Here is a 22,998-nt window from a genome sequence, read left to right on the forward strand (position 1 = left end):
GATGGCCCCCGGGCGGCCGCGGGGAGTCCGGACGGACACCCTCCGGATCCACCCGCCCGCCCAGGGGCCCCGACCCCCGCAACCTCCCTCCCCGCGTACGGGCAAACCCCGCAGAGCCCTGACCCACGGAAGGCCACGGCCCGCGAGCGAGCCGAAGGGGCGCGCCGGTGCCGTAATGGGGGTACCCCCGGCCGGAGGCTGGGGGAGAGAGAGCGAGGAAGCGACCGACGAAGGAGCGCTGGGGGTACCCCCGGCCGGAGGCTGGGGGAGAGCGACGACCGTCGGCGCCGGGTGAAGCGCCCCGGAGGCGAGGGAGCCTGATTAAGCGAGCCAGTCCCGCAGCCGCGTCTCGACCTCCGCGATGGCGCTGAGCGAGCAGTGCTCCTCCCGCTTGTGCGCGAGGTTGGGGTCGCCGGGGCCGTAGTTGACGGCGGGCACGCCGAGGGCGCTGAAGCGGGCGACGTCGGTCCAGCCGAACTTGGCCCGGGCGGTGCCGCCGGTGGCGGCCAGGAAGGCCTGGGCCGCGGGCTGGCCGAGGCCGGGCAGCGCGGCGGGGGCGGAGTCGGTGACGGTCACGTCGAAGCCGGCGAAGACCTCCCGTACGTGCGCCTCGGCGGCGGCCTCGTCGCGGTCCGGCGCGTAGCGGAAGTTGACGGTCACCACGCACTCGTCGGGGATCACGTTGCCGGCCACTCCGCCGTCGATGCGGACGGCGTTGAGGCCTTCGCGGTACTCCAGGCCGTCGATGTCCACCCGGCGCGGCCGGTACGCGGCGAGCCGGCCGAGCACCTCGGCGGCGTGGTGGATGGCGTTGTCGCCGAGCCAGCTGCGGGCGGCGTGGGCGCGGACGCCGGTGAGCCGGACCTGCACCCGCAGGGTGCCCTGGCAGCCGCCCTCGACCACGGCGCCGCTGGGCTCCATGAGCACGGCGAAGTCGGCGACCAACCAGTCGGGGTGCTCGGCGGCGAGGTGTCCCAGGCCGTTGCGGGAGGCCTCGATCTCCTCGCAGTCGTAGAACACGAAGGTGAGGTCCCGGTTCGGTTCGGGCAGGGTGGCGGCGAGCCGCAGCTGGACGGCGACGCCGGACTTCATGTCGGAGGTGCCGCAGCCGTAGAGGAGGTCGCCCTCGACGTGGCTCGGCAGGTTGTCGGCGATCGGCACGGTGTCCAGGTGGCCGGCCAGCAGGACCCGCTCGGCCCGTCCGAGGTTCGTCCGGGCGACGACGTTGTTGCCGTGCCGGTCGACGGTCAGGTGCGGGAGGTCCCGCAGGGCGGCCTCGACGGCGTCGGCGAGCGCCTGCTCGTCACCGCTGACGGAGGGGAAGTCGACGAGCTGCGCGGTCAGCGCGCCGCCGTCGAGGGTGAGGTCCAGGGGCTGGTTCGGGCTGCTCATGGTCCACAAGCCTATCCGCGGCCCCTCACCTGGGAGGCTGGCGCCCCGCGCGGGCCCGGCGGCGGCGCAACCGGGTGCGCCGCACACCCGTCCGAGTGGGTACGGTGTCCGGGCGGACCGGCGGGCGAGAGGGGTGGCGGTGGCCAGGAACACGGATGACGGGCGGAGCGGTGGCAGGGCTGCCCGCCGTCGGGGCAGGGCGCTGGTGAAGGTGCTGATCGCGCTGGTGGTGCTCGGCGCGATCGCGGCCGGGGCGCTGTACTGGCTGGACCGCAACAAGGTCGTCGCCGAGGGCTGCACGGTGAAGACCCCGGCCGGCGAGGGGACGCTGGAGATCCCGCAGGCCGCCAACGCCGCCACGATCACCGCCGTGGCGCACGCGCGGGGGCTGCCCGACCGGGCGGTGACGATCGCGCTGGCGACCGCGATGCAGGAGTCGAAGATCCACAACCTGGCGGGCGGCGACCGGGACTCGGTGGGCCTGTTCCAGCAGCGGCCCTCCCAGGGCTGGGGGACGGCGGAGCAGATCGGCGACCCGGTCTACGCCACCAACAAGTTCCTGGACGGCCTGGTGAAGGTGCCCGGCTACACCCGGCTGCCGCTGACCGACGCGGCCCAGCAGGTGCAGAAGAGCGGCTACCCGCAGGCGTACGCCAAGCACGAGACCAAGGCGACGCTGCTGGCCTCGGCCCTGACCGGCCGGGAGGCCGCCTCGGTGAACTGCGTGGTGCACGAGTTCGCCGAGCCGCCGACCCCGACGGCCACGGCCGCCACGCCCGCCACCGCCGCGGACGCCGCCTCCCCGACGGCGACGGCCGCCGCCGACCGGACCCAGGTGCTGACCGACCGGGTGCGCCGGGAGTTCGGGCGGACGGTCACCGCGGCCGGCGGGTACTCCTCCAGCATCAAGGGCGCCGAGAACGCGGTGGCGCTGACCCCGGAGCCGTCCGCGAGCACCGAGTCGGGCCCGGACGCGGCCCGCCAGGACGGCTGGGCGGTGGCCCACTGGGCGGTGACGCACGCCCAGCAGCTGGGCATCCGGACCGTCGCGTACGACGGGAGGATCTGGCGGATGGCCAAGTCGGCGGACGGCTGGAAGCCGCAGGCCTCGGGCACCTCGACGAGCCTGGTGCTGGTCTCGCTGGCGGCGAACTCCGCGAAGGGCTGACCGGGCCGGGGAGGGCCCGGGCGGGGTGTGCGCCGGGTTGACGCACTGGTGACCGAGCCACCGCCGTCCGGGTGATTCCGGTCAACACCGCAGGTGGGGCGCCACCCCTGCGCGGGCGCCTGGCGGACGGCGGCGGACCGGACGGGCCGATGGCCGGTCGGCCTTGCGCGACATGGGAAGTAACGGTTCTTCACCGACCCCCCGCGCGGGGCCGGTGTCCCGAATGCCGGAATAAAGATGATGTGATCTTTAGTGGGCCTTTGCCCGGTCGGACCGAAACCTTCTCGCTCCTCACGCGGTAATCAGCACGTCCGCCCGGCGGACGGGATTCACCCACACCTCTTAGGAGCACCATGTCTCTCCCCCTCAAGCGCCGGATCGCCCAGGCCGCGCTGCTCGTCGCGGCTGGCGCAACGCCTCTGGTCGCCGCAGGGTCCGCATCCGCCGCCGCCGACCTGGTTCCGAGGACCGACCTGGGCGCACCGCTGACGCAGCTGGCCTCGCCGGACGCGGGCTCCACCCTCCAGCACACCACCCACGAGCTCGGCAACGCCGCCGGCGCCACCGGTGCCGCCACCGTCGCCGCGGGCGTGCCGGCCACCGCCGACGCGACCGGCAACATCGTCGCCGACACCCTCCCCGAGGCCAACGAGAAGACCGGCTCGCTGACCGCTCCCGTCGACAAGACCGCCGCGACCACCGGCGCGCTGTCCGGGGTCGCCGGCCAGGTCGCCCCCGCGCTGGCCAACAAGCTCGGCCACGCCGCCACCGGCCGCAGCGCCGAGGCCCCGGTCGGCGGCCTGTCCCAGACCACCGCGGTGACCGACAACCTGCCCGGCGCCGGCGGCCTCGCCAAGTCCGTCCCCGGCGCGGACACCCTCACCGGTGCACTGCCCACCAGCTCGCTGCCCACCAGCGGCATCACCAAGGCGCTGCCCGGCGCCGACCTGCTCGGGCTCGGCGAGCACGGCGGGGCCAACCGCCTCGGCGGCGTGCCGGACCTCGGCAACGCCTCCCCGCTCGGGAGCCTCACCGGCGCGCTCGGCCCGATCAGCGGCCTGCTCGGCGGCATCGGCGGCGGCGGCCTCGGCTGACCCGTCACCGGCTGACAACGCGGCGCGGGGGCCGGGAGCGAATCGCTCCCGGCCCCCGCGCCGTGTGCCCGGACCCGTCGGATCAGCCGCGCAGCCGCTCCACGGCCGCGGCCACCCGCTCGTCGGTCGCGGTGAACGCGACCCGGACGAACCGGTCACCCGCCGGCCCGTAGAAGTCCCCGGGCGCCACCAGGATGCCCAGCTCGGCCAGTTCGGCCACCGTCTCCCAGCAGGGCCGGTCCTGGGTCGCCCAGAGGTACAGGCTCGCCTCGGAGTGCTCGATCCGGAACCCGTACGCCTCCAGCGCGCCGCGCAGGGCCGCCCGCCGAGCCGCGTACCGCCCGCGCTGCTCCGCCACGTGCGCGTCGTCCGCCAGTGCGGCCACGGTGGCGGCCTGGACCGGCGCCGGCACGATCATGCCGCCGTGCTTGCGGATCTCCAGCAGCTCCCGCACCACCTCCGGGTCGCCCGCCACGAAGGAGGCCCGGTAGCCGGCCAGGTTGGACCGCTTGGAGAGCGAGTGGACGGCGAGCAGACCCTCGTGCCCGTCCCCGCAGACCTCCGGGTGCAGGACGGAGACCGGCTCGGCCTCCCAGCCCAGCTCCAGGTAGCACTCGTCGCTGACCAGCAGCACCCCGTGCTGCCGCGCCCAGGCCACGGCGGTGCGCAGCTCGTCCGCGCCCAGCACCCGGCCGGTCGGGTTGGACGGCGAGTTCAGCCAGAGCAGCCGGACCCGGGCCGGGTCCAGCTCGTCCACCGAGTCGTACTCCACCGGCTCCGCGCCGCACAGCCGCGCGCCGACCTCGTAGGTCGGGTAGGCCAGTCGCGGATAGGCGACCTGGTCACCCGGCCCGAGCCCGAGCTGGGTCGGCAGCCAGGCCACCAGCTCCTTGGAGCCGACGGTCGGCAGCACGGCCTGCGGGCCGATCTCGGCGCCGACCCGGCGGCGCAGCCAGCCGGCGATCGACTCGCGGAGTTCGAGCGGGCCCCAGACCGTCGGATACCCGGGCGTGTCGGAGGAGGCGGCCAGCGCCTTCTGGATCACCTCGGGGACCGGATCCACCGGGGTGCCGACCGAGAAGTCGCAGAGGCCGCCGGGGTGGGCCAGGGCCGTCCTCTTGTACGGGTCCAGCCGGTCCCAGGGGAACTCCGGCAGGAGGTCCGACAGCTTGTTCCTGATGAACGGGCGGCGCGCCGCCCCGGAGTGACCCGGGAGCGACGCGCTCGTGTCGTTACTGCTCACAGCTCAGCTGCCACCGATCAGTGGTCGGCGTTCTGCGGCGGCAGAGCGGCGATGAACGGGTGGTCGCGCTCGATCAGGCCGAGCTTCGAAGCACCACCGGGCGACCCGAGGTCGTCGAAGAACTCGACGTTCGCCTTGTAGTAGTCCTTCCACTCCTCCGGAGTGTCGTCCTCGTAGAAAATCGCCTCGACCGGGCACACCGGCTCGCAGGCGCCGCAGTCGACACACTCATCCGGGTGGATGTAGAGGGACCGCTCGCCCTCGTAGATGCAGTCAACCGGGCACTCTTCGATGCACGCCTTGTCCTTGACGTCGACACAAGGCTGCGCGATGACGTAGGTCACGCTGTCGTTCCTCCTCGGAAGGGCTGGCCGCCCCAAACTGTATTGCTCGCGTGCGCGGGTGAGCGCGTGTCGTCGATGCCCGCCCCTAGTATCGCGGGTCAGGGACCGCAAATGCACAGGAGGTGCCCAGATGGCGGGTGGAGGGGTGGCCGGAAACCGGCCCGAGGTCCGGATAGACCGCTCTGACGTGGGACGACGCGTCTCGGCGCGGCGCGTTTCGGAGTTCGTGGACGACAGGCCGGTGTTCCGCGATGTGATCGGCGTGCTCACATCCTGGGACGATGCCGGGCTCACCGTCGAGCCCCGCGGCGGCGCGCCGCTGACCTTCCCGGAGAACGCGCTGGTGGCGGGCAAGACCGTGCCGCCCTTCCCCGCGCGCCGGGTGCCGCTGCCCGCCACCGGCCCCGTCGACCTGCAGCGGATCGCCGCGCGCGGCTGGCCCGCCGTCGAGCAGCAGCCGCTCGGCGAGTGGACCCTGCGCGCCTCGGCCGGCTTCACCCGCCGCGCCAACTCCGTCCAGGCCCTCGGCGACCCCGGCCTGCCGCTGCCCCGAGCCCTGGACACCGTCCGGCAGTGGTACGCCGAGCGCGGGCTGCCCGCCTGGTTCGAGGTCACCGCACCCGGCTCCCCCGACGACCTCACCGCGGAACTCGACCGGCTCGGCGCCGCCTACTCCCCCACCCTGGTCCGCACCGCGCCGCTCGCCGCCCTCGCCCGCCCCGGCCGCGGGCCGGCCGGCGCACCCGGCACGGAGGCCTGGCGCCGGGTACGGCTCTCGCGCACCGCCGGCCCGGACTGGATGTCGCTCTACCGCCGCGTCACCGCCGACCCCGCCGTCGAGGCGGCCGCCCGGCAGGTCGTCCACGGCGGCCCCTCCGTCTGGTTCGCCACCGTGCCCGGCCCCGGCACGACCCCGCTGGCCATCGGCCGCTGCGTCATCGACGGCGACTGGGCCTGCTTCGGCGCCGTCGAGGTCGCCCCGCACGCCCGCCGGGCCGGGCTGGCCACCGCGCTGATGGCCGTCCTGGCCGGCCGCGCCGCCGAGGAGGGCGCCACCGGCGGCTACCTGCAGGTCGAAGCCGAGAACACCGGTGCGATCACGCTCTATGACGGACTCGGCTTCACGACCAGTCACACTTACCACTACGCCCGCCTCCCCCAGCGGTAACGTCAGCAGCCTTCACCACGAAAGCCGTCGCAGCCACCGTGACCGAGCAGAGCAGAACACGCTTCCGCACCACCGCCCGGGCCGAGCACCCCGACCCGGTGCTGCTCTGCGTGCTCGCAGCCGCCGAACACACCCTGGGAGCCGACCCGTTCGCACGGGAGGCGGGCGAACCCCCCACCCTGGACGCCCTGCTCGCCGCCTGCCAGGCCGCGATCGAACGGCACGCGAACGCCGTCCGCCAGGCAGTCGCCGACCGCGCACCGGGCACCCCGGAGGAGACGGCGGCCCTGCTCGCCGCCGTGCTCGGCGGACGGGAACGGTTCCACGGACGGCAGTCCGACTACCGCCGGCTGGAGTCCTCGCTGCTGCCCGAGGTGCTCCGGCGCCGCCGCGGGCTCCCCATCATGCTGTCCCTGGTGTGGAGCGCGGTCGCCGCCCGGGCCGGCCTCACCGTCCACGGCGTCGCCCTGCCCGGCCACTTCATCGTCGCCGTCGGCGGCCCCGGCGGCGGCGAGGACTTCGTCCTGGCCGACCCGTTCCACGGCGGCCGACTGCTCGACCTCGACGACGCCGCCCGGCTCGCCCACCGCGCCGGACACGCCTTCTCCCCCGAACTCCTCACGCCCGCCCAGCCGCTGGACATCGTCCTGCGCGTCCTCGGCAACATCCGCAACTGGGCCGCCGACCGCCCCGAGCACGCCCGCACCCAGCTCTGGGCCACCGAACTCTCCCTGCTGCTCCCCCGCCACCCGGCCCAACTCCGCCTGGAACGCGCCGAACTGCTCGTCCGCACCGGCGACTTCCTGGCCGGCGCCGCCGAGATGGACTCCTACGCGCGGATCCTGGACGCCTTCGACCCGGACACCGCGGCCCGGGTCCGCCAGGACGCCCGGGCGGCGCGGCATAGGTTGAATTAGGCTCGGCTCGCCTCCGGGGCGCTTTGATCCGGTGCCGACGGTCGTCGCTTCGTCGGTCTCCCCCAGCCTTCGGCCGGGAGGTGCCCCCACCGCTCCCTCCCGCGCTCCTTCCTTTCGGCACCGGCGCGCCCCTTCGGCTCGCTCGCGGGTGGTGGGCTCCCGGAAGTCACGGCACGGAGGGGGTACCCGTACGCGGGGTGGGCTCCCGCGGGTCAGGGAACGGCGGGGTGGCACGTACGCGGGATGGTGCTCCCGCAGGTCAGGGAACGGCGGGGTGGCACGTACGCGGGGTGGGGCTCCCGCGGGTCAGGGGAGGGCGGGTCGGGGTGGCGGGGGCGCGGGTGTGCCGGGTCAGAGCCAGCCCTTCTCGCGGGCGATGCGGACGGCTTCGGCGCGGTTGCGGGCGTCGGTCTTCTGGATCGCCATCGAGAGGTAGTTGCGGACGGTGCCCTCGGACAGGTGGAGCCGCTGGGCGATCTCGGCGTTCACCGCGCCGTCCGCGGCGGCGGCCAGGACGTCGCGTTCGCGGGCGGTGAGCGGGTTCGCGCCCTCGGCGAGGGCGGCGGCGGCCAGGGCGGGGTCGATCACCCGCTCGCCGCGCAGCACCCGGCGGATCGCCTCGGCGAGTTCGGCGGCGGGCGCGTCCTTGACCAGGAAGGCGTCGGCGCCGGCCTCCATCGCGCGGCGCAGGTAGCCGGGCCGGCCGAAGGTGGTCGCGATCACGATCTTCGTCTGCGGGCGCCGCGCCCGCAGCAGCGCCGCCGCCTCGATGCCGGTCATCCCGGGCATCTCGATGTCCAGTACGGCGACCTGCACCTCGTGGGCGACCGCCGCGTCCACCACCTCGTCCCCGCGCGCGACCTGCGCGACGACGTCGATGTCCCCCTCCAGTCCGAGGAGTGCGGCCAGGGCCTCCCGGACCATCCCCTGGTCCTCGGCGAGGAGCACGCGCACGGACGGCCCACCGGTCTGATTCTCAGTCATGCGACGACGATAGAGGGCGGGAGATCGACTTCGCCCACCGCCGGTCAGGCCGGCGGCGCGGGCTCGGCCACCGTCCGCAGCGGTACCAGGGCCCGCAGCCGGAACCCGCGTCCGCGGGGGCCGGCGCCGGTCTCCAGCCGTCCGCCGACCAGGGCCAGCCGCTCCTCCAGGCCGGACAGTCCGTTGCCCGGACCGGACTTGCCGGGGCCGGGCCCGTTGTCGATGACCTCCAGTACGGCGTAGTGGCCGGCGTCGCCCTCCCAGGTCCGGTCCGAGGTGACCCGGCACACGGTGGCGCCGGCGCCGTGCCGCACCACGTTGGTGACGGCCTCGCGCAACGCCCAGGCCAGGGCGCCGGACTCGTCGGCGCCGAGGCCCGGCCAGCCGTCCAGTACCGAGGCGTCGGCCTCCAGGGTGACCTGGACGGTCGCCAACGCCGTCCGGGCGGCGGCGAGTTCGACCGGCAGGGTGGGCCGGCGGAAGCCGCTGACCGCCTCCCGCACGTCCACCAGGGACTGCCGGGCCACGCTCTCGATGTCGGCGACCTGGGCCCGGGCCGCGTCCTGCTTGTCCTGGTCCATGAAGCGCCCGGCCAGCTCGGACTTGAGCGTGATCAGCGACAGCGAGTGCCCCAGCAGGTCGTGCAGGTCCCGGGCCAGGCGCAGCCGTTCCTCGGAGGCCGCCAGGTGCGCGACGGCGGCCCGGGCCTCGCGCAGTTCCTGCATGGTGGCGATCAGCCGTTGCAGGCCGGTCATGGCGAGGCCGCCGAGGAAGCACGGCAGGATGATCGCGGCCAGGGTGTCCGGTTCGGCGTGGACGAGCAGCGCGACGGCGAGCGCCAGCACGGTGGTGGCGACGACGCCGCGCAGCCCCAGCCGGGCCGGCAGGACGACGGCCACGCAGACCGAGGCGTAGGTGAACAGGGTCAGCCAGGCCTCGCCGAGCCCGAAGGAGGCGACCACCGCGAGGACGAGCATCACCACGACGAACGGGTACTTGCCGTGCCACCCGCCCGGCCGGGTCGAGCGGAGGGCCACCAGGGCGAGGTAGGCGGCGAGGAACACCGCGAGGCCGATCCAGCCGGCGACGGTGGCGGCGGTGCCGTGGTGACCGCCGGTCAGGTCCTTCACCGGGTAGAAGAGGTAGACCATCCAGAGCGACATCCAGGCCAGCTTGACCAGGAGTTGGCGGCGGTTCTGGACCGCGGCGCCCGGGATGTTGCCGTAGCCGGAGTACCCCCGGTCCGCCTCCCCGTGCTCGTCGGGGCGGCTGACCGGGGGTGTGGTGGACATGGCCGACATCATGCCTGCCTGGTGTCCTGCCGGTACAGGTAGGCCGCGGCCGCCACGAAGACGGCGAGGAAGGCGGCCAGGCCCGCGACCGCCGCGGTGTCCAGCGAGTGGCCCGGCTGGGTGAAGGAGGCCACCTGGTTGTACAGGTAGACCGGGTTGAACCGGGCGAAGGTGCGCAGCGACTCGCTCACCGGGAACCAGGTCCCGCCGAACAGCGCCATCAGCATGTAGACGATCATCACCAGCGGCTGCACCGCGTCGGGCTGCGCCGCGTACCCGAGGGCGACGCCCAGCGCCGCGAACACGAAGCTGCCCAGCCACAGGGCCAGTCCCAGCCCGAGCCACTGCGCGGCGCCCAGCCGTACGCCCTCCGCGGCGCCGATCGCGAAGACCACCGCGATGGCCGGCAGCGTGGTCACCGCGCAGGCGGCGATCTTGCCGACGGTGTACGCCCGCCCGGGCAGGGCCGTCAGCCGCAGCTGCCTGGTCCAGCCGCTCTTGCGCTCCAGCGAGATCCGCTGGGCGCTGCCGGTGAGCACGGCGCCGACCGCGCCGAAGGTGGCCATCGAGACCATGAAGTAGGCCTTCGCCGGGACGCCGCCGGCGACGGTCCCGCCGCTGTAGGCGTTGATGAAGAAGACGTACAGCAGCGCCGGGTAGAGCACCGTGAACATCAGGTACCGCTTGTTGCGCAGGGTGCGCAGGATCTCCAGCCGGATCAGGGTGGTCATCGCACGCTCTCCTTCGCTGCCGCGGCGCCCCCGGCGCCCTCGGTGTCGGTCGCGCTCTCCCCGGCCGGGGACTGCGCCAGGCCGGTGATGGTCAGGAAGGCCTGCTCCAGGCCCAGGCTGGTGACCTCCAGGCCGCGCGGGTACAGGCCCGCCCGGTAGAGGCCGGCGACGTCCGCGTCGGCGTCGGTGCTGCGGATCCGCACCGTCCGCACGCCGTCGACCCGGGCGGTCACGTCGAGGCCGACGACCCCGGGCAGGGTCCGCAGCGCCCGCTCGTCGAACGGGCCGTCGTCGGTGTGCAGGTCGAAGGTGATCCGGCGGGCGCCCGCGCGGGCCTTGATCTCGGCGGAGGTGCCGTCCGCGATCAGCCGCCCCCGGTGCAGGACGAGCACCCGGTCGGCGACCGAGTCCGCCTCCTCCAGGTAGTGGGTGGCGAACAGGACGGTCCGGCCGGCGTCCGCCTGGGCCCGCATGCTCGCCCAGAAGGCCTGCCGGACGGAGACGTCCATTCCGGTGGTCGGCTCGTCCAGCACGATCAGGTCGGCGGCGCCGGCCACCGCGAGCGCGAAGCGCACCCGCTGCTCCTGGCCGCCGGAGAGCTTGTCGACCCTGCGCTCGGCGATCTCGGTGATCCCGGCGTCGCGCAGGACCTCGTCCACGGCGCGTCCGCGCGGGTGGACGGCGCAGGCGAACGTCACCAGCTCGCGCACCTTGACGTCCGCCATCAGGCCGCCGCTCTGCAGCATCGCGCCGACCCGGCCGGCCCGTACGGCGGCCCGCGGCGGGCCGCCGAACAGCGAGACGCTGCCCTGGTCGGGCTCGCGCAGGCCGAGCAGCAGGTCGAGGCTGCTGGACTTGCCGGCCCCGTTCGGGCCGAGCAGGGCCACCGTCTCGCCGGGGCGCAGCACCAGGTCGAGCCCGTCCACCGCCCTGACCCGGCCGTAGCTCTTGCCGACCTGGCGGAAGGCGGCGACCTCACCGCCCCCGTCCGGTCCTGTCACGCTGCTCATCCCCGGTCCTCTCCTGGCGGGCCGCTGCTCGGCCCGACACCACAAGAGTCCCGTTCAGGGGGTGTGCGTCGGCAGTGTGCGCCGTCGTGTCCTCGGCATGACGGATGTCATGCCGAGGACGTGTCCGGTGCCCGCCGCGAGGCCCGGCCGGACGGAGTCCGCCGGACCGCGCGGCGCGCGGGGGAGGCGGGTCAGCCCGCCAGCGAGCGCCTGAGGAAGTCGACCTGGAGCAGCAGCAGGTTCTCCGCGACCTCCTCCTGCGGCGTCATGTGGGTGACCCCGGAGAGCGGCAGCACGGTGTGCGGGCGGCCGGCGGCGAGCAGCGCGGAGGAGAGCCGCAGGGTGTGCGCGGCCACCACGTTGTCGTCCGCCAGCCCGTGGATGATCATCAGCGGGCGCTCCAGGCCGGCCGCGAGGGGGAGCAGCGAGTTGGCCTCGTACACCTCCGGGCGCTCGTCCGGGTGGCCGAGGTAGCGCTCGGTGTAGTGGGTGTCGTAGAGCGCGAAGTCGGTGACGGGCGCACCGGCGACGGCCGCGTGGAAGACGTCCGGACGGCGCAGCACCGCGAGGGCGGCGAGGTAGCCGCCGTACGACCAGCCCCGGATCGCGACCCGGCCGAGGTCGAGCGGGAACTCCTCGGCCAGGGCCCGGAGGGCGTCCACCTGGTCGTCCAGGGTGGCGCCGGCGAAGTCGAAGGCGATCGACTTCTCCCAGGCCGGGCTGTGCCCGGGGGTGCCGCGGCCGTCGGCGACGACCACCGCGAAGCCCTGGTCGGCGAACCACTGGGAGTTGAGGTGCGGGTTGTGCGCCTGGACGACGCGCTGCCCGTGCGGGCCGCCGTACGGGTCCATCAGGACGGGCAGCAGGCCGTCCCGTTCGCGGTCGTAGCCGGTGGGCAGGAGGACCGCGGACGGGATGCGGCGCTCGCCGGCGAACCGGAACACCGGCCGGGCGGTGATCACCGGGGTCTCGGCGTACGACTCGATGACGGCGATCTCGTCCACCACGACGCCCTCGGGCAGGTCGCGACCGACCTGGACGACGGCGCCGGGGCGGCCGTGCTCGGAGGTCGAGCGGACGGTGATGCCGGCGGCGTGCACGGCGGTGCTGACGGAGGTGAAGGGTGCGCCGTTCGCCGACTCCCAGGAGAGCCGCTTGCCGTCCAGGGTGATCCTGCCGACGGCGATCCAGCCGGGCTCCGGGTCCGTCTCGGCGGCGCCGCCGGAGGCGTTGAAGAACACCTCGTCGTCGGTGATCGCGAGGACCGAACGCACGTGCAGGTCGGGCCCGGTGACGGCGTGGTCGCCGACGACCAGCGCCCGGGCGCCGCCCTCGTCGGTGATCCGGACGAGCCGGCCGTCCGGGGTCCAGGCCGGCACCCCGGGGAAGAGCTCCAGCCAGGCGTCGTCCTGCTCGGCGTGCAGCACCGTGGTGGCGCCGGTCTCGACGTCGACGCCGAGGATCTGCTGGCTGCGCTGGTCCCGGGCCTGGACCAGGATCAGCGGCGGCCCGCCGGCCGACCAGTGGACGCGCGCCAGGTAGGGGAAGGCCTCCTCGTCCCAGCGCACCTCGACCCGGGTGCCGTCCAGGCCGAGCACCCAGAGGCCCACCTCGGCGTTGTCGGTGCCGGCCGCCGGGTAGGCGATCTCGGCGGGCTCGCGGTCCGGGTTGGCCGGGTCGGCGATCCACCAGCGCCGCACGGGCGAGTCGTCGGCGCGCTCGACCAGCAGCCGGTCGCTCTGCGGCGACCACCAGTGGCCGCGGTCGCGGCTCATCTCCTCCTGGGCGATGAACTCGGCCTGACCCCAGGTCAGACCCGGGGCGTCGGGCTGTGCGAAGGCCCAGTCGGCGCTGCCGTCGGTGCGGGTCAGCCGCAGCTCGCCGGCGGCGGTGGCGTAGGCGACGAAGGCGCCGTCGGGCGAGGGGCGGGGGTCGAGCAGGGGCCCCTCGGCAGGCAGCTCGCGGGCGCTGCCGGTGGTGAGGTCGGTGACGAACAGCCGGCCGGAGAGGGCGAAGGCGGCGAGCCGGCCGGAGCCGTCGAGGGCGTAGCCGACGATGCCGGCCGAGCCCTCGCGGCTGCGTTCGCGGCGGGCCCGCTCGGCGGCGGAGAGGTCCTCCTCGCCGCCGCCGAGCAGGGCGACGGGGTCGGCGGCGATCCGCTCCTCGCCGGTGGCGGTGTCGAGGGTCCAGAGCAGGTTCGCCCGGTCGCCGCCCGTGGGGCCGCCGGCCGAGGGCCCGGGGCGGGAGCGCAGGAAGACGACCCTGGATCCGTCGGGTGCGACGGCGAAGGACCGGGGTGCTCCGACGGTGTAGCGCAGGGTCCGCGCGTACTGCCGGGGGAAGGTGTCCGCAGGGGTATCGGAGGTCATGGCACCAGACCCTACGACCTTCCGGCGCCGCCGCCCGGCTCATCGCGATCACTCGTTCGGAGCATCCCCGCGAAGATCGCCCGCGGGGGCCCGACACCCCCTCCCACCGGCCCTTGCGCCCCGCCGGCGCCCCGTACCCCGGGTGATGTCGGCTCACGGTACGTAATGCACACCTCACCCGTCGGGTATGACTGGTGCATCGAGTGATCGTCAGGCCCCGTCCCGGGCCCGGCCCGCCCGAACCGCTAGTCCCGCACGGTCCCGACCGCCACCCTCCCCCAGGCGTGGCGCACCCGAGAAGGGGTGTGAGCCGTCATGGCTTTGTCCATCTCCGCCGTCATGCTGATGCTGGTCATCGTGGTGGTGCTGATCCGCCGGTCCAATCTGAAGCTGGCGCACGCGATCATCTGTGCGCTGCTCGGCTTCTATCTGGCGTCCAGTTCCATCGCGCCCTCGATCAGCGAGGTGACCAGCAACCTCGCCGGGATGATCAACGGCCTGAAGCTCTAGGGGCGCCCCCGCGCCGCGCCCGGCCCGGTCACGGGCCGGGCGGTCGTTAGGCTGCTCCCCATGACCGCGAATCCCGGCCGCCGCCTGCTCCTGGTGCACGCCCACCCCGACGACGAGTCGATCGGCAACGGCGCGACGATGGCGCGCTACGCCGCCGAGGGCGCGCGGGTCACCCTGGTGACCTGCACCCTCGGCGAGGGTGGCGAGGTGATCCCGCCCGAGCTGGCCCGTCTGACGGCGGACCAGGAGGACGCGCTCGGCCCCCACCGGATCGGCGAGCTGGCCCACGCGATGCGTGCGGCCGGCGTCGCCGACCACCGCTTCCTCGGCGGCGCCGGGCGCTACCGCGACTCCGGGATGATGGGGGTGCCGGACAACGACGTGCCGGGCTGCTTCTGGCGCGCCGACGTCGACGAGGCTGCCGGGCACCTGGTGGCGGTGGTCCGCGAGGTCCGGCCGCAGGTGCTGGTCACGTACGACGAGAACGGCGGCTACGGGCACCCGGACCACATCCAGGCGCACCGGGTGGCGATGCGCGCGTACGAGCTGGCCGCCGACCCCGCGTTCCGCCCCGAACTCGGCCCGGCCTGGCGGATCGCCAAGGTGTACTGGAACCGGATGCCGCGCTCGGTGCTGGAGCGCGGCCTGGCCGAGACGGCGGCGAAGGCGCCCTTCCCCGGTGTCGCGCAGCCCTCGGACGTACCCGGCGTGGTGGACGACGAGCTCGTCACCACCGTGCTGGACGGTCGGGAGTACGCCGGCCGCAAGGCCGCCGCGATGGCCGCCCACGCCACCCAGATCACGGTGGCCGGGGAGTTCTTCGCGCTGAGCAACGACCTCGGCCAGCCGCTGATCGCGACCGAGTACTACCAGCTGGTGCGCGGTCAGGCGGGCCCCGGCCGGCCGGAGGACGACCTCTTCGCCGGGTTGGACACGGACACCGACGCCGCCGGACTCACCGCCACCGCCGCCCCCACCGAGGAGAACGCCCGATGACCGAGCGCGCCCCGGCACCCGCCGCCCCGCGCCCCTCGCTGCCGGCCCGGGTGCTCGGCACCCGCTCCGAGCGGCTGGCCGAGTCCCAGCCGTCGCGGGCCGGGCGGATCACCGCGTACGTGGTGCTGTTCGTCCTCGGGGCGCTGGTCTCGGTCTGCGGAAGCTTCGTGCAGACCTTGTGGACGCCCGTCGGCCTGCTGCTGTCGCTGGCCGCCACCGGCGCGGTGTTCTACGGCGGCCTGCGGGTGACCGGCACCAAGCTGGGCGCGGGCGCCGCGGTGGCCGGCTGGTTCCTGGCCCTGATGGTGCTGATGGTGCCGCGGCCCGAGGGCGACAACGTGCTCTGGCCGACCATCGCCTCGTACGCCTACCTGTTCGTGGGCTCCGTCCTCGGGGTGATCTGCGCCACCCTGCCGACCCGCTCCAGCGGCTTCCTGGGGGTGCCGGGGCCGCGTCGCTGAGGCCGGTGGGGGCCGCATCGTCGCAGGTTCGCGCACGATCCTCACGACGAGCAGTCAGGACCGCCCGACCGTAGTCTCATACCGGAGGAACCGGACGTATCAGGTTCTATCCGATCCGGTTCGCCACGCAGTTCTTCCCAGTATGGTGGTGCCGCAACAAGCCGCCCCGGCCCCGACCACTGCCGGACGGGGGCGGCGGGAGAGAATCAGCCAAGACGAAAGAAGCTGGTGTCGGAGGGGACGTCGTCCCGGTCCACCACCCGGCGGCACCTGCCGCCCGGTCGGACGGGCACCCCACAACCCGCGGTCGCGCCCCACGGCAACGACCGCGAACCCGGAGCAGAGCAGCATTGAGCAGCCGCGAATCTGACAACGCCAACCCGACGCCCCGGCGTACGGGCCCGGACGCCTACCCTTCGGGCACTCCGCCGTACGGCACCCCCGGCCTCCCGGGCGGCGCCGACCGGGCGGGCTCGAACCCGTCCGATCCGGCCGGATCCGCGCCCGCCGAGGAGAGTGCGGACGCCCCGAAGACCGAGACGACGCTGACCACCCGGGTCCGGATCAACATCCCCGGCTCGCGCCCGATCCCGCCGGTGGTGGTGCGCAGCGCCGTCAAGAACGAGGAGTCGCCGGCCCCCGGGCCCGCCAGGGCCGCCGAGGCCCCGGAGCAGTCCGGCCCGCGGCACCGCTCCGCCGCACCGTCCTCCCCCGTCCTCGGGGTGATGGACGGCGGCGCCAGGACGGCCACCCCGCCGAACCTCCCCCCGGAGTGGCAGACCGGCGAGCCGGCCGGCCAGTCCGACCCGGAGTCGACCGGCGAGTGGTTCCGGCCGCGTCAGAAGAAGGGCGCGGCCGATCCGGCTCCCGCCCCGGTGACCGCCGGCGCCCCCGCGCCGGCTCCCGGCCGCCCGACGGACACCCGCGGCGCCGCTCCCGGCCGCGCCGCCGAGCCGGCCCGTCCGGCCGGCAGCCGGCCGGAGGCCCCGCGCGCCGGCGCCCCGCGTCCCGAGCCGGGCCGCCGGGAGCAGGGCCGCCCGAGCGGTCCGCGACCCGTCCCCGGCCCGCCGCCGACCGGCGCGCCCGCCTCCCCGTTCGCGAGCACGGGTGCCTCCGACGGCGTGTACGACGAGGGCATGCCCGCCGATCCCTTCGCGACCGACCCGTACCCCGCGGACCAGTACCCCGTCGAGCCGTATCCCGCGGACCCGTTCGCCGCCGGCCAGGGCGCTCCCGAGGCCGACCGCTTCGGCCAGGGCGGCCCGCAGCAGGGCGGCCGTCGACCGCAGGGCGCTCCGCAGCAGGGCGGGCCCGCGCAGGAGGACACCGCGATCGGCGGGTTCGAGCCGATCCGGGACGACGCCTCGTCCGCCATACCCGGCCGGCCGCAGGCCGGCCCGCCCCGCTCCGGGCCCTACGCCCCGGCGCCGGGCGGCAGGGGCGCCGATCCGTATCCCCCCGGCGGGCCGGCCGCCGAGCAGGACCCGTTCGCCGCCACCGGCCGCTACCCCGCCGGCGCCGCCGACCCGTTCGCCCCGGCGGCGCCCGGGCAGCCGGCCTCCGCCGGCCGCCCCTTCGAGCCGAACCGCGCGTTCGACACCGGGCAGTCCTCCCCGCAGGCCTTCGCGTCGGCCGCACCGCCCGCGGGCGTCGCCGGCCGCCCGGCCGCGGCGGCCGGCGGCGAGAAGCCCGCCGTGAAGGCCGAGGAGAAGCCCGCCGACAAGCCCGAGCCCAAGGCCGCCCCGCCCAAGCGGCGCGGCAAGGGGTCCAAGCTCCTCGTGTACGGCATCGGCTTCCTGCTCTTCGCCGGCGCCGCCGCGTACGGCACCGGGCTCATGCTCGACCAGGCGGACGTGCCCAAGGGCACCGTGGTGCTCGGCGCCGACATCGGCGGCAGCAGCCGCGACCAGGCGATCCACCAGCTGGAGGACACCGTCGGCAAGGCCGGCCAGCTGCCGGTGAAGCTGAAGATCGGCGAGCAGGTCCTCGACCTCGACCCGACGGCCGCGGGGCTGAGCTTCGACACCACCGGCACGGTGGACGGCCTCACCCAGCACAGCTACAACCCGGTGGACGTGATCAGCTCGCTGAAGGGCGGCGAGAAGGCCGTCCCGCCGCTGGTCAAGGTGGACCGGGCCAAGCTCAAGGCGGCGCTGGACGCGCTCGCGGCGAGCTCCGGGCAGGGGCTCCAGGAGGGCTACGTCAAGTTCACCGAGGCCGGCGAGGTGGTCGTGGTGCCCGGTCAGGCCGGGCAGGCGGTGGACTCCGCCGCCGCGGTCGACCAGATCGAGCAGGCCTACCGGGACCGCGCGGCGGGGAAGGCCCAGACCCCGATCGTGCTGCCGGTCACGGCGGCCCAGCCGAAGGTCTCCCCGCAGGTCCTGCAGGCCGCCGCGGACAGCCTGGGCAAGGCCGTGCTGAACGGCAACGTGCACGTCCTGGCGGGTGTGAAGAAGTTCGACTTCGGCAAGGCGACGGCCGCCAAGGCGCTCACGCTCGCCCCGGACGCCTCCGGCAACATCGTGCCCAAGTGGGACTACGACCAGCTGAACGGCGCCCTCGGCGGCATCTTCGACAAGCTGAAGGCCCGCAAGGCCGGCGCGCTGGCGCCGATCACCGCCCAGGACGTCGCGGACGGGATCGCCTCGGTGTGGGACAAGACGGCCGACAAGGACCGCACGTTCAAGTTCACCACCACCTGACGTATCGTCATATCGACCTGGAGCCGGGGCCCCGATCGGGGTCCCGGCTCCACTCGTTCGCGCGACGGCGGCCACGGAGAGCCACCGGTTCGCTCACCGAGCGTCATGTCCGCGGCGAAAATCGCGTGCACTCACCGCCAATGGCGGGAATTCGCCAGGGGCGTCCGATAAACGGACGTGCAAGTACGTCACCATTTGCCCGTTTAGTCGCCCGAATTCACTCTTCCATCACTGATATTCAGCCACACCTGTGATGTTCGCAGAGCGCACTGATGCGCCCGCGTTACGGATGTGTGAACAGCTATTGTCCGTATTTGACCCTGTACGCCCGCCGCCCGGACACGCCGTCAAGTCCCCTTAGACAACGACCTGATGGATCTTGCAGGACGAAGTGGAAATGTCGGTTCCGTGAACTTCCGACCTCTTGACGTTCGATAAACGGCTTGCCAGAGTCCGTTGGACCAACTTCTTGCGGCCGCTACATCCCGGGCGGGAGCTCCACCACCATGACCAACCCCACTAAGGCGTCGGCCGAGACCGAGACCGAGATCCCCGTCTCGCCGGCCACCCCTGATGCCGCCGGCGCCGCGCCGGCGAAGGCGTTCCAGGGGCTCTCGCCCCGCACCATCGCCTGGCGTCGCTTCCGGCGCGACCGCACCGGTGTGATCTCCGCCCTCATCGTGCTCTTCTTCGTCCTGGTCGCACTGGCCGCACCGCTGATCTCCGCGATCTACGGCAAGGACCCGTACACGCTGTACGGCCAGGAGCGCAGCGGCCTGCTCAACGACTACGGCTTCCCGATCGCGCCCAACGGCGGCATGAGCGGGGAGTTCTGGTTCGGGCTGGAGCCCTCGCTCGGCCGTGACGTCTTCACCCAGCTGGTCTACGGCATCCGCACCTCGCTGCTGATCGCCCTCGCCGCGACGGTGCTGAGCACCGCGATCGGCGCGGCGATCGGCGTCGCGGCGGGCTACCTGGGCGGCAAGTTCGACTACCTGGTCGGCCGGACCATCGACGTGCTGATGTCGTTCCCGTCCACGCTGTTCTTCATCGCCTTCATGCCGGTGGTCTTCGCGGCCTTCTACCGCCCGGACGAGAGCATCCCGCCATGGGCCCGGGCCTTCGTCCTGATCGTCGTGCTGGTGGTCTTCGGCTGGGCGGGCCTGGCCCGACTGCTGCGCGGCTCCGTGCTCTCGCTGCGCGAGCGGGAGTTCGTCGAGGCCGCCAAGGTCACCGGCGCCTCCCCGATGCGGATCATCTTCAAGGAGATCATGCCGAACCTGGGGACCCCGATCCTCATCCAGGCGACGCTCTCCCTGCCCGCGCTCGTCACCGCCGAGGCCGCGCTCTCCTTCCTCGGCGTCGGCATCATCGAGCCGACTCCCGACTGGGGTCGGATGATCCAGCGCGGCACCGAGATCTACGGCGACGACATCACCTATCTGATCTTCCCCGGCGTCTCGATGGTGATCTTCGTGCTCGCCTTCAACCTGCTCGGGGACTCGGTCCGGGACGCTCTCGACCCGAAGACCAAGCGCTGACGCACCGTCGCCAAGGCGCCGTACACCCTCAATTGATCATTCTGCGCAGGCCCTGGCAGCCCGCCGTGCCTCCGTGCTCACCAGCCGGTTACCGAACAGGCAGGACGACATGATTTCTCGCAAGAACCTCCGGGCCGCGGCCGTGGTACTCGCCGCAGGCACCCTCACCCTCACGGCCTGCAGCAGCGGTGGCGGCGGCGGCTCGAAGAGCTCCGACTCCAAGGGCAAGCTCTCCGACCAGGCCCAGGTCAGCGTCGGCACCGCGGCCGACTCCCAGGGCCCGGCCAAGCCGGTCGAGGGCGCCAAGGCCGGCGGCACGGTCAAGGACATCGAGCGCGACGACTTCGAGCACCTCGACCCGGCGCAGGTGTACAGCAACACCGGCTCGAACTTCTCGCAGCTGATCACCCGCGGCCTCACCGGCTACAAGCAGGAGGGCAGCAAGGTCACCCTGGTCGGCGACCTGGCCACCGACGCGGGCACCCCCTCCGACGGCGGCAAGACCTGGACCTTCACCCTGAAGGACGGCGTCAAGTGGGAGAACGGCGAGGCCATCACCTCCGCCGACGTCAAGCACAGCATGGAGCGCACCTTCGCCCCGTTCATCACCCAGGGCGCGACCTACGTCCAGCAGTGGCTGACCGACCAGGACTACCGCAAGGCCTACGAGGGCCCCTACGGCGGCAAGCACCTGGACAACGTCATCGCGCAGGACCCGAAGACCATCGTCTTCAAGTTCGCGAAGCCGCACGCCGACTTCAACTACGCGCTGGCCATGACCACCTACGGTGTCGTCTCCGAGAAGGGTGACACCAAGGAGGAGTACGACAAGAAGCCGCTCTCCAGCGGCCCGTACAAGATCGTCGACCGGGTCACCGACAAGACCCTGACGCTGGAGCGCAACCCCAACTGGGACGCCAAGACGGACCCGATCCGCAACGCCTACCCGGACAAGTGGAACTTCGAGTTCGGCTTCCAGGCGATCCCGGCCACCGACAAGCTGCTCGCCGCCGACAAGGGCGAGGACCAGACGACCATGTCGTTCTACGCCAGCGTCGCCGGTGACCGCCTGCAGAAGGTCCTGGGCGACCCCAGCCTGAAGGACCGCCTGGTCAAGGGCAACAGCCCGTACGCCGACTACTACTGGATCAACAACAAGCGGATCACCAACCAGAAGGTCCGCGAGGCGCTCGTCCAGGCCTGGCCGCTCCAGCAGATCCGCCAGACCGAGGGCGGCCCGGACACCGGTGACTTCGAGCGCTCGCTGCTCAACCCGACCGTCGCGGGCTACCAGGAGACCGACGTCTGGGGCAAGATCGCCAAGCCCGAGGGCGACCCGGAGAAGTCGAAGGCCCTCCTCAAGGAGGCCGGCGCCGAGAACCAGAAGATCGTCTACGCGTACAACAACACGCCGAAGCAGCAGCAGGTCTCGGTCGTCATCGAGGCGGCGCTGAAGAAGGCCGGCTTCGACGTCGTCATGAAGCCGATCGACACCAAGACCTGGTACGACGAGATCGGCAAGGTCGACAAGGAGATCGACGTCTTCTGGGGCGGCTGGGGCGCCGACTGGCCGACCGGTGCCACCGTTCTGCCGGTGCTGTTCGACGGTCGCACGATCGCCGACGGCGCCAACAACTACTCGAACTTCAACGACCCCGAGGTCAACGCCGAGATCGACCGGATCATGGCCCTCTCCGACTCGGCCGAGCAGAACAAGGCCTGGGGCGCGCTGGACAAGAAGATCATGGAGAAGGCTCCGGCCATCCCCGGCATCATCAACAAGTTCTACATGCTGCACGGCACCAAGATCGGCGGCACGGAGTACGACCCGCTGGGCCAGATCATCAGCCCGAACAAGATCTTCGTGAAGCAGTAGTCCTCCCGCACCACCGGTAGTCCCAGGTGTCCGCCGCCCCGACCGGGCGGCGGACACCGCCGCCACCCGACCGGACCCGACCGGATGGCGCCCCGTACCCAGCCACCCCAGCTGCCGGCCGCCGACCGCCCCTGCTCAGCCCGGCTGTGACACCCGATCAGGAGATCCCGCTCCCATGTTCCGCTTCCTTGTGCGCCGGATGCTAGGTGCGGGCGCGATCCTATTGATCATCAGCGCCATCACCTTCTGCCTCTTCTACGCCGTACCGGCCGACCCGGCCCGGTCGTTCTGCGGCAAGATCTGCTCCCCGACGGATCTGGAGGTGATCCGGACCAACCTGGGCATGCACGAGGCACTCCCCCTGCAGTACTGGCACTGGTTCGTCGCCCTCTTCGTCGGCCGCACCTACCCCGCCTGGGGCGACTGCGCGGCCCCCTGCCTCGGGTACTCGTTCACCAACCACGAGCCCGTCCTGGCGACGATCCTGGACCGCTTCCCCACCACCATCTCGCTGACCCTCGGCTCGGCCGTGATCTTCCTGGTGCTGGGCGTCGGCGCGGGCATGCTGGCGGCGCACAAGCAGGGCAGCCTCCTCGACAAGTCGGCCAGCGCCATCTCGCTGACCTTCTCCTCGATGCAGATCTACTTCATCGGCACCCTGGCGATGTACTTCCTGGTCCGCCAGACGGGCATCCTCCCCGAGCCGCACGACGGCCACCTCACCGAGGACCCGGGGGCCTGGTTCAGCGGCCTGCTGCTGCCGTGGATCGTGCTCGCCCTGATCTTCACCGCGAACTACACCCGGATGACGCGCTCGTCCATGATCGAGCAGCTCTCCGAGGACCACGTCCGCACCGCACGCGCCAAGGGCATGCCCGGCCGGACGGTCTTCCTGCGGTACGCCTGGCGCGGCTCCCTCGGCCAGATCATCACCATCCTGGGGATCGACCTCGGCTCCCTGCTGGGCGGCGCGATCATCACCGAGACCACCTTCAACCTGCACGGCATCGGCCGGCTGTCCATCGACGCGGTGGTCGACAACGACCTGCCGATGCTGATGGCCGTGGTCGTGGTCGCCGCCGGGCTGATCGTCCTCTTCAACATCATCGTGGACGCCGCGTACGCCCTCATCGACCCCCGAATCCGACTGGCATGAGCACCGTGAACCCCGCCGCGCGCCGCACGACCGACCGAGGAGTA

19 protein-coding genes are annotated in these 22,998 nt (G+C 73.2%); 11 read left to right on the forward strand and 8 right to left on the reverse strand.

The window, feature by feature from the left end; all coding sequences use genetic code 11:
• Nucleotides 1–321: 321 nt before the first annotated feature.
• Complete coding sequence (dapE, locus tag ACFTWP_RS16600; protein ID WP_380265253.1) at nucleotides 322–1,392, reverse strand: succinyl-diaminopimelate desuccinylase; 1,071 nt, start codon at nucleotides 1,390–1,392, stop codon at nucleotides 322–324.
• A gap of 205 nt (nucleotides 1,393–1,597) precedes the next feature.
• Between dapE and ACFTWP_RS16605 the strand changes: the two genes are divergently transcribed.
• The gene (locus tag ACFTWP_RS16605; protein WP_380265254.1) at nucleotides 1,598–2,560 is read left to right on the forward strand and encodes a hypothetical protein; all 963 of its coding nucleotides are present in this window, start codon (nucleotides 1,598–1,600) and stop codon (nucleotides 2,558–2,560) included.
• 353 nt (nucleotides 2,561–2,913) lie between these two features.
• Nucleotides 2,914–3,654 (forward strand): hypothetical protein, encoded by a 741-nt coding sequence (locus tag ACFTWP_RS16610; protein WP_380265255.1) that lies wholly within the window; start codon nucleotides 2,914–2,916, stop codon nucleotides 3,652–3,654.
• A gap of 82 nt (nucleotides 3,655–3,736) precedes the next feature.
• Here the strand turns inward: ACFTWP_RS16610 and dapC are convergent, their stop codons facing one another.
• Together dapC and fdxA are read right to left on the reverse strand one after the other, a co-directional pair.
• Complete coding sequence (gene dapC / locus ACFTWP_RS16615) at nucleotides 3,737–4,834, reverse strand: succinyldiaminopimelate transaminase (RefSeq protein ID WP_380265299.1); 1,098 nt, start codon at nucleotides 4,832–4,834, stop codon at nucleotides 3,737–3,739.
• Nucleotides 4,835–4,914: 80 nt separating this feature from the next.
• Nucleotides 4,915–5,241 (reverse strand): ferredoxin, encoded by a 327-nt coding sequence (gene fdxA / locus ACFTWP_RS16620; RefSeq protein WP_030061559.1) that lies wholly within the window; start codon nucleotides 5,239–5,241, stop codon nucleotides 4,915–4,917.
• A gap of 226 nt (nucleotides 5,242–5,467) precedes the next feature.
• Between fdxA and ACFTWP_RS16625 the strand changes: the two genes are divergently transcribed.
• Together ACFTWP_RS16625 and ACFTWP_RS16630 are read left to right on the forward strand one after the other, a co-directional pair.
• Nucleotides 5,468–6,409, forward strand: a complete 942-nt coding sequence (locus tag ACFTWP_RS16625; RefSeq protein ID WP_380265256.1) for a GNAT family N-acetyltransferase — start codon at nucleotides 5,468–5,470, stop codon at nucleotides 6,407–6,409.
• A 38-nt stretch (nucleotides 6,410–6,447) separates the two neighbouring features.
• Nucleotides 6,448–7,326 (forward strand): transglutaminase family protein, encoded by an 879-nt coding sequence (locus ACFTWP_RS16630; RefSeq protein WP_380265257.1) that lies wholly within the window; start codon nucleotides 6,448–6,450, stop codon nucleotides 7,324–7,326.
• Nucleotides 7,327–7,677: 351 nt separating this feature from the next.
• Here ACFTWP_RS16630 and ACFTWP_RS16635 read toward each other — a convergent pair whose 3' ends face one another.
• The 5 genes from ACFTWP_RS16635 to ACFTWP_RS16655 all read right to left on the reverse strand — a co-directional run bounded on the left by ACFTWP_RS16635 (nucleotide 7,678) and on the right by ACFTWP_RS16655 (nucleotide 13,712).
• Nucleotides 7,678–8,310 (reverse strand): response regulator, encoded by a 633-nt coding sequence (locus ACFTWP_RS16635; RefSeq protein ID WP_380265258.1) that lies wholly within the window; start codon nucleotides 8,308–8,310, stop codon nucleotides 7,678–7,680.
• A gap of 44 nt (nucleotides 8,311–8,354) precedes the next feature.
• Entirely contained in the window at nucleotides 8,355–9,602 is a 1,248-nt protein-coding gene (locus tag ACFTWP_RS16640) for a sensor histidine kinase (RefSeq protein WP_380265259.1), read from the reverse strand.
• A gap of 8 nt (nucleotides 9,603–9,610) precedes the next feature.
• Nucleotides 9,611–10,333: an ABC transporter permease gene (locus ACFTWP_RS16645; RefSeq protein ID WP_380265260.1), complete on the reverse strand. Its 723-nt coding sequence runs from the start codon at nucleotides 10,331–10,333 to the stop codon at nucleotides 9,611–9,613.
• Nucleotides 10,330–11,343 carry an ABC transporter ATP-binding protein gene (locus tag ACFTWP_RS16650; protein WP_380265261.1) on the reverse strand — a complete coding sequence of 338 codons (1,014 nt, stop codon included), beginning with the start codon at nucleotides 11,341–11,343 and terminating at the stop codon, nucleotides 10,330–10,332. Before ACFTWP_RS16650 ends, ACFTWP_RS16645 begins: the two co-directional genes overlap by 4 nt.
• Nucleotides 11,344–11,534: 191 nt before the next feature.
• Nucleotides 11,535–13,712 (reverse strand): alpha/beta fold hydrolase, encoded by a 2,178-nt coding sequence (locus tag ACFTWP_RS16655; RefSeq protein ID WP_380265262.1) that lies wholly within the window; start codon nucleotides 13,710–13,712, stop codon nucleotides 11,535–11,537.
• Between the two features lie 315 nt (nucleotides 13,713–14,027).
• Here ACFTWP_RS16655 and ACFTWP_RS16660 point away from each other — a divergent pair, with 315 nt between their 5' ends.
• From ACFTWP_RS16660 to ACFTWP_RS16690, 7 genes are all read left to right on the forward strand, one after another.
• Nucleotides 14,028–14,222, forward strand: coding sequence for a DUF2304 family protein (locus ACFTWP_RS16660; RefSeq protein ID WP_073926270.1), 195 nt, complete (start codon nucleotides 14,028–14,030; stop codon nucleotides 14,220–14,222).
• A 60-nt stretch (nucleotides 14,223–14,282) separates the two neighbouring features.
• On the forward strand, nucleotides 14,283–15,218 hold the full coding sequence (gene mshB / locus ACFTWP_RS16665) for an N-acetyl-1-D-myo-inositol-2-amino-2-deoxy-alpha-D-glucopyranoside deacetylase (protein WP_380265263.1): 936 nt from the start codon (nucleotides 14,283–14,285) through the stop codon (nucleotides 15,216–15,218).
• A complete protein-coding gene (locus tag ACFTWP_RS16670; protein WP_380265264.1) occupies nucleotides 15,215–15,679 on the forward strand; it encodes a DUF6113 family protein in 465 nt (154 codons plus the stop codon). The genes mshB and ACFTWP_RS16670 overlap by 4 nt, the downstream gene beginning before the upstream one ends.
• Nucleotides 15,680–16,029: 350 nt before the next feature.
• A complete protein-coding gene (locus ACFTWP_RS16675) occupies nucleotides 16,030–18,381 on the forward strand; it encodes a peptidoglycan binding domain-containing protein (protein WP_380265265.1) in 2,352 nt (783 codons plus the stop codon).
• Nucleotides 18,382–18,887: 506 nt separating this feature from the next.
• Nucleotides 18,888–19,922: an ABC transporter permease gene (locus ACFTWP_RS16680; protein ID WP_380265266.1), complete on the forward strand. Its 1,035-nt coding sequence runs from the start codon at nucleotides 18,888–18,890 to the stop codon at nucleotides 19,920–19,922.
• A 109-nt stretch (nucleotides 19,923–20,031) separates the two neighbouring features.
• Nucleotides 20,032–21,798 carry an ABC transporter substrate-binding protein gene (locus ACFTWP_RS16685; protein WP_380265267.1) on the forward strand — a complete coding sequence of 589 codons (1,767 nt, stop codon included), beginning with the start codon at nucleotides 20,032–20,034 and terminating at the stop codon, nucleotides 21,796–21,798.
• A 175-nt stretch (nucleotides 21,799–21,973) separates the two neighbouring features.
• The gene (locus ACFTWP_RS16690) at nucleotides 21,974–22,954 is read left to right on the forward strand and encodes an ABC transporter permease (protein WP_380265268.1); all 981 of its coding nucleotides are present in this window, start codon (nucleotides 21,974–21,976) and stop codon (nucleotides 22,952–22,954) included.
• The last annotated feature ends 44 nt before the right edge of the window (nucleotides 22,955–22,998 follow it).

It is taken from the genome of Kitasatospora sp. NPDC057015, assembly GCF_042673745.1.
GTDB lineage: Bacteria > Actinomycetota > Actinomycetes > Streptomycetales > Streptomycetaceae > Kitasatospora.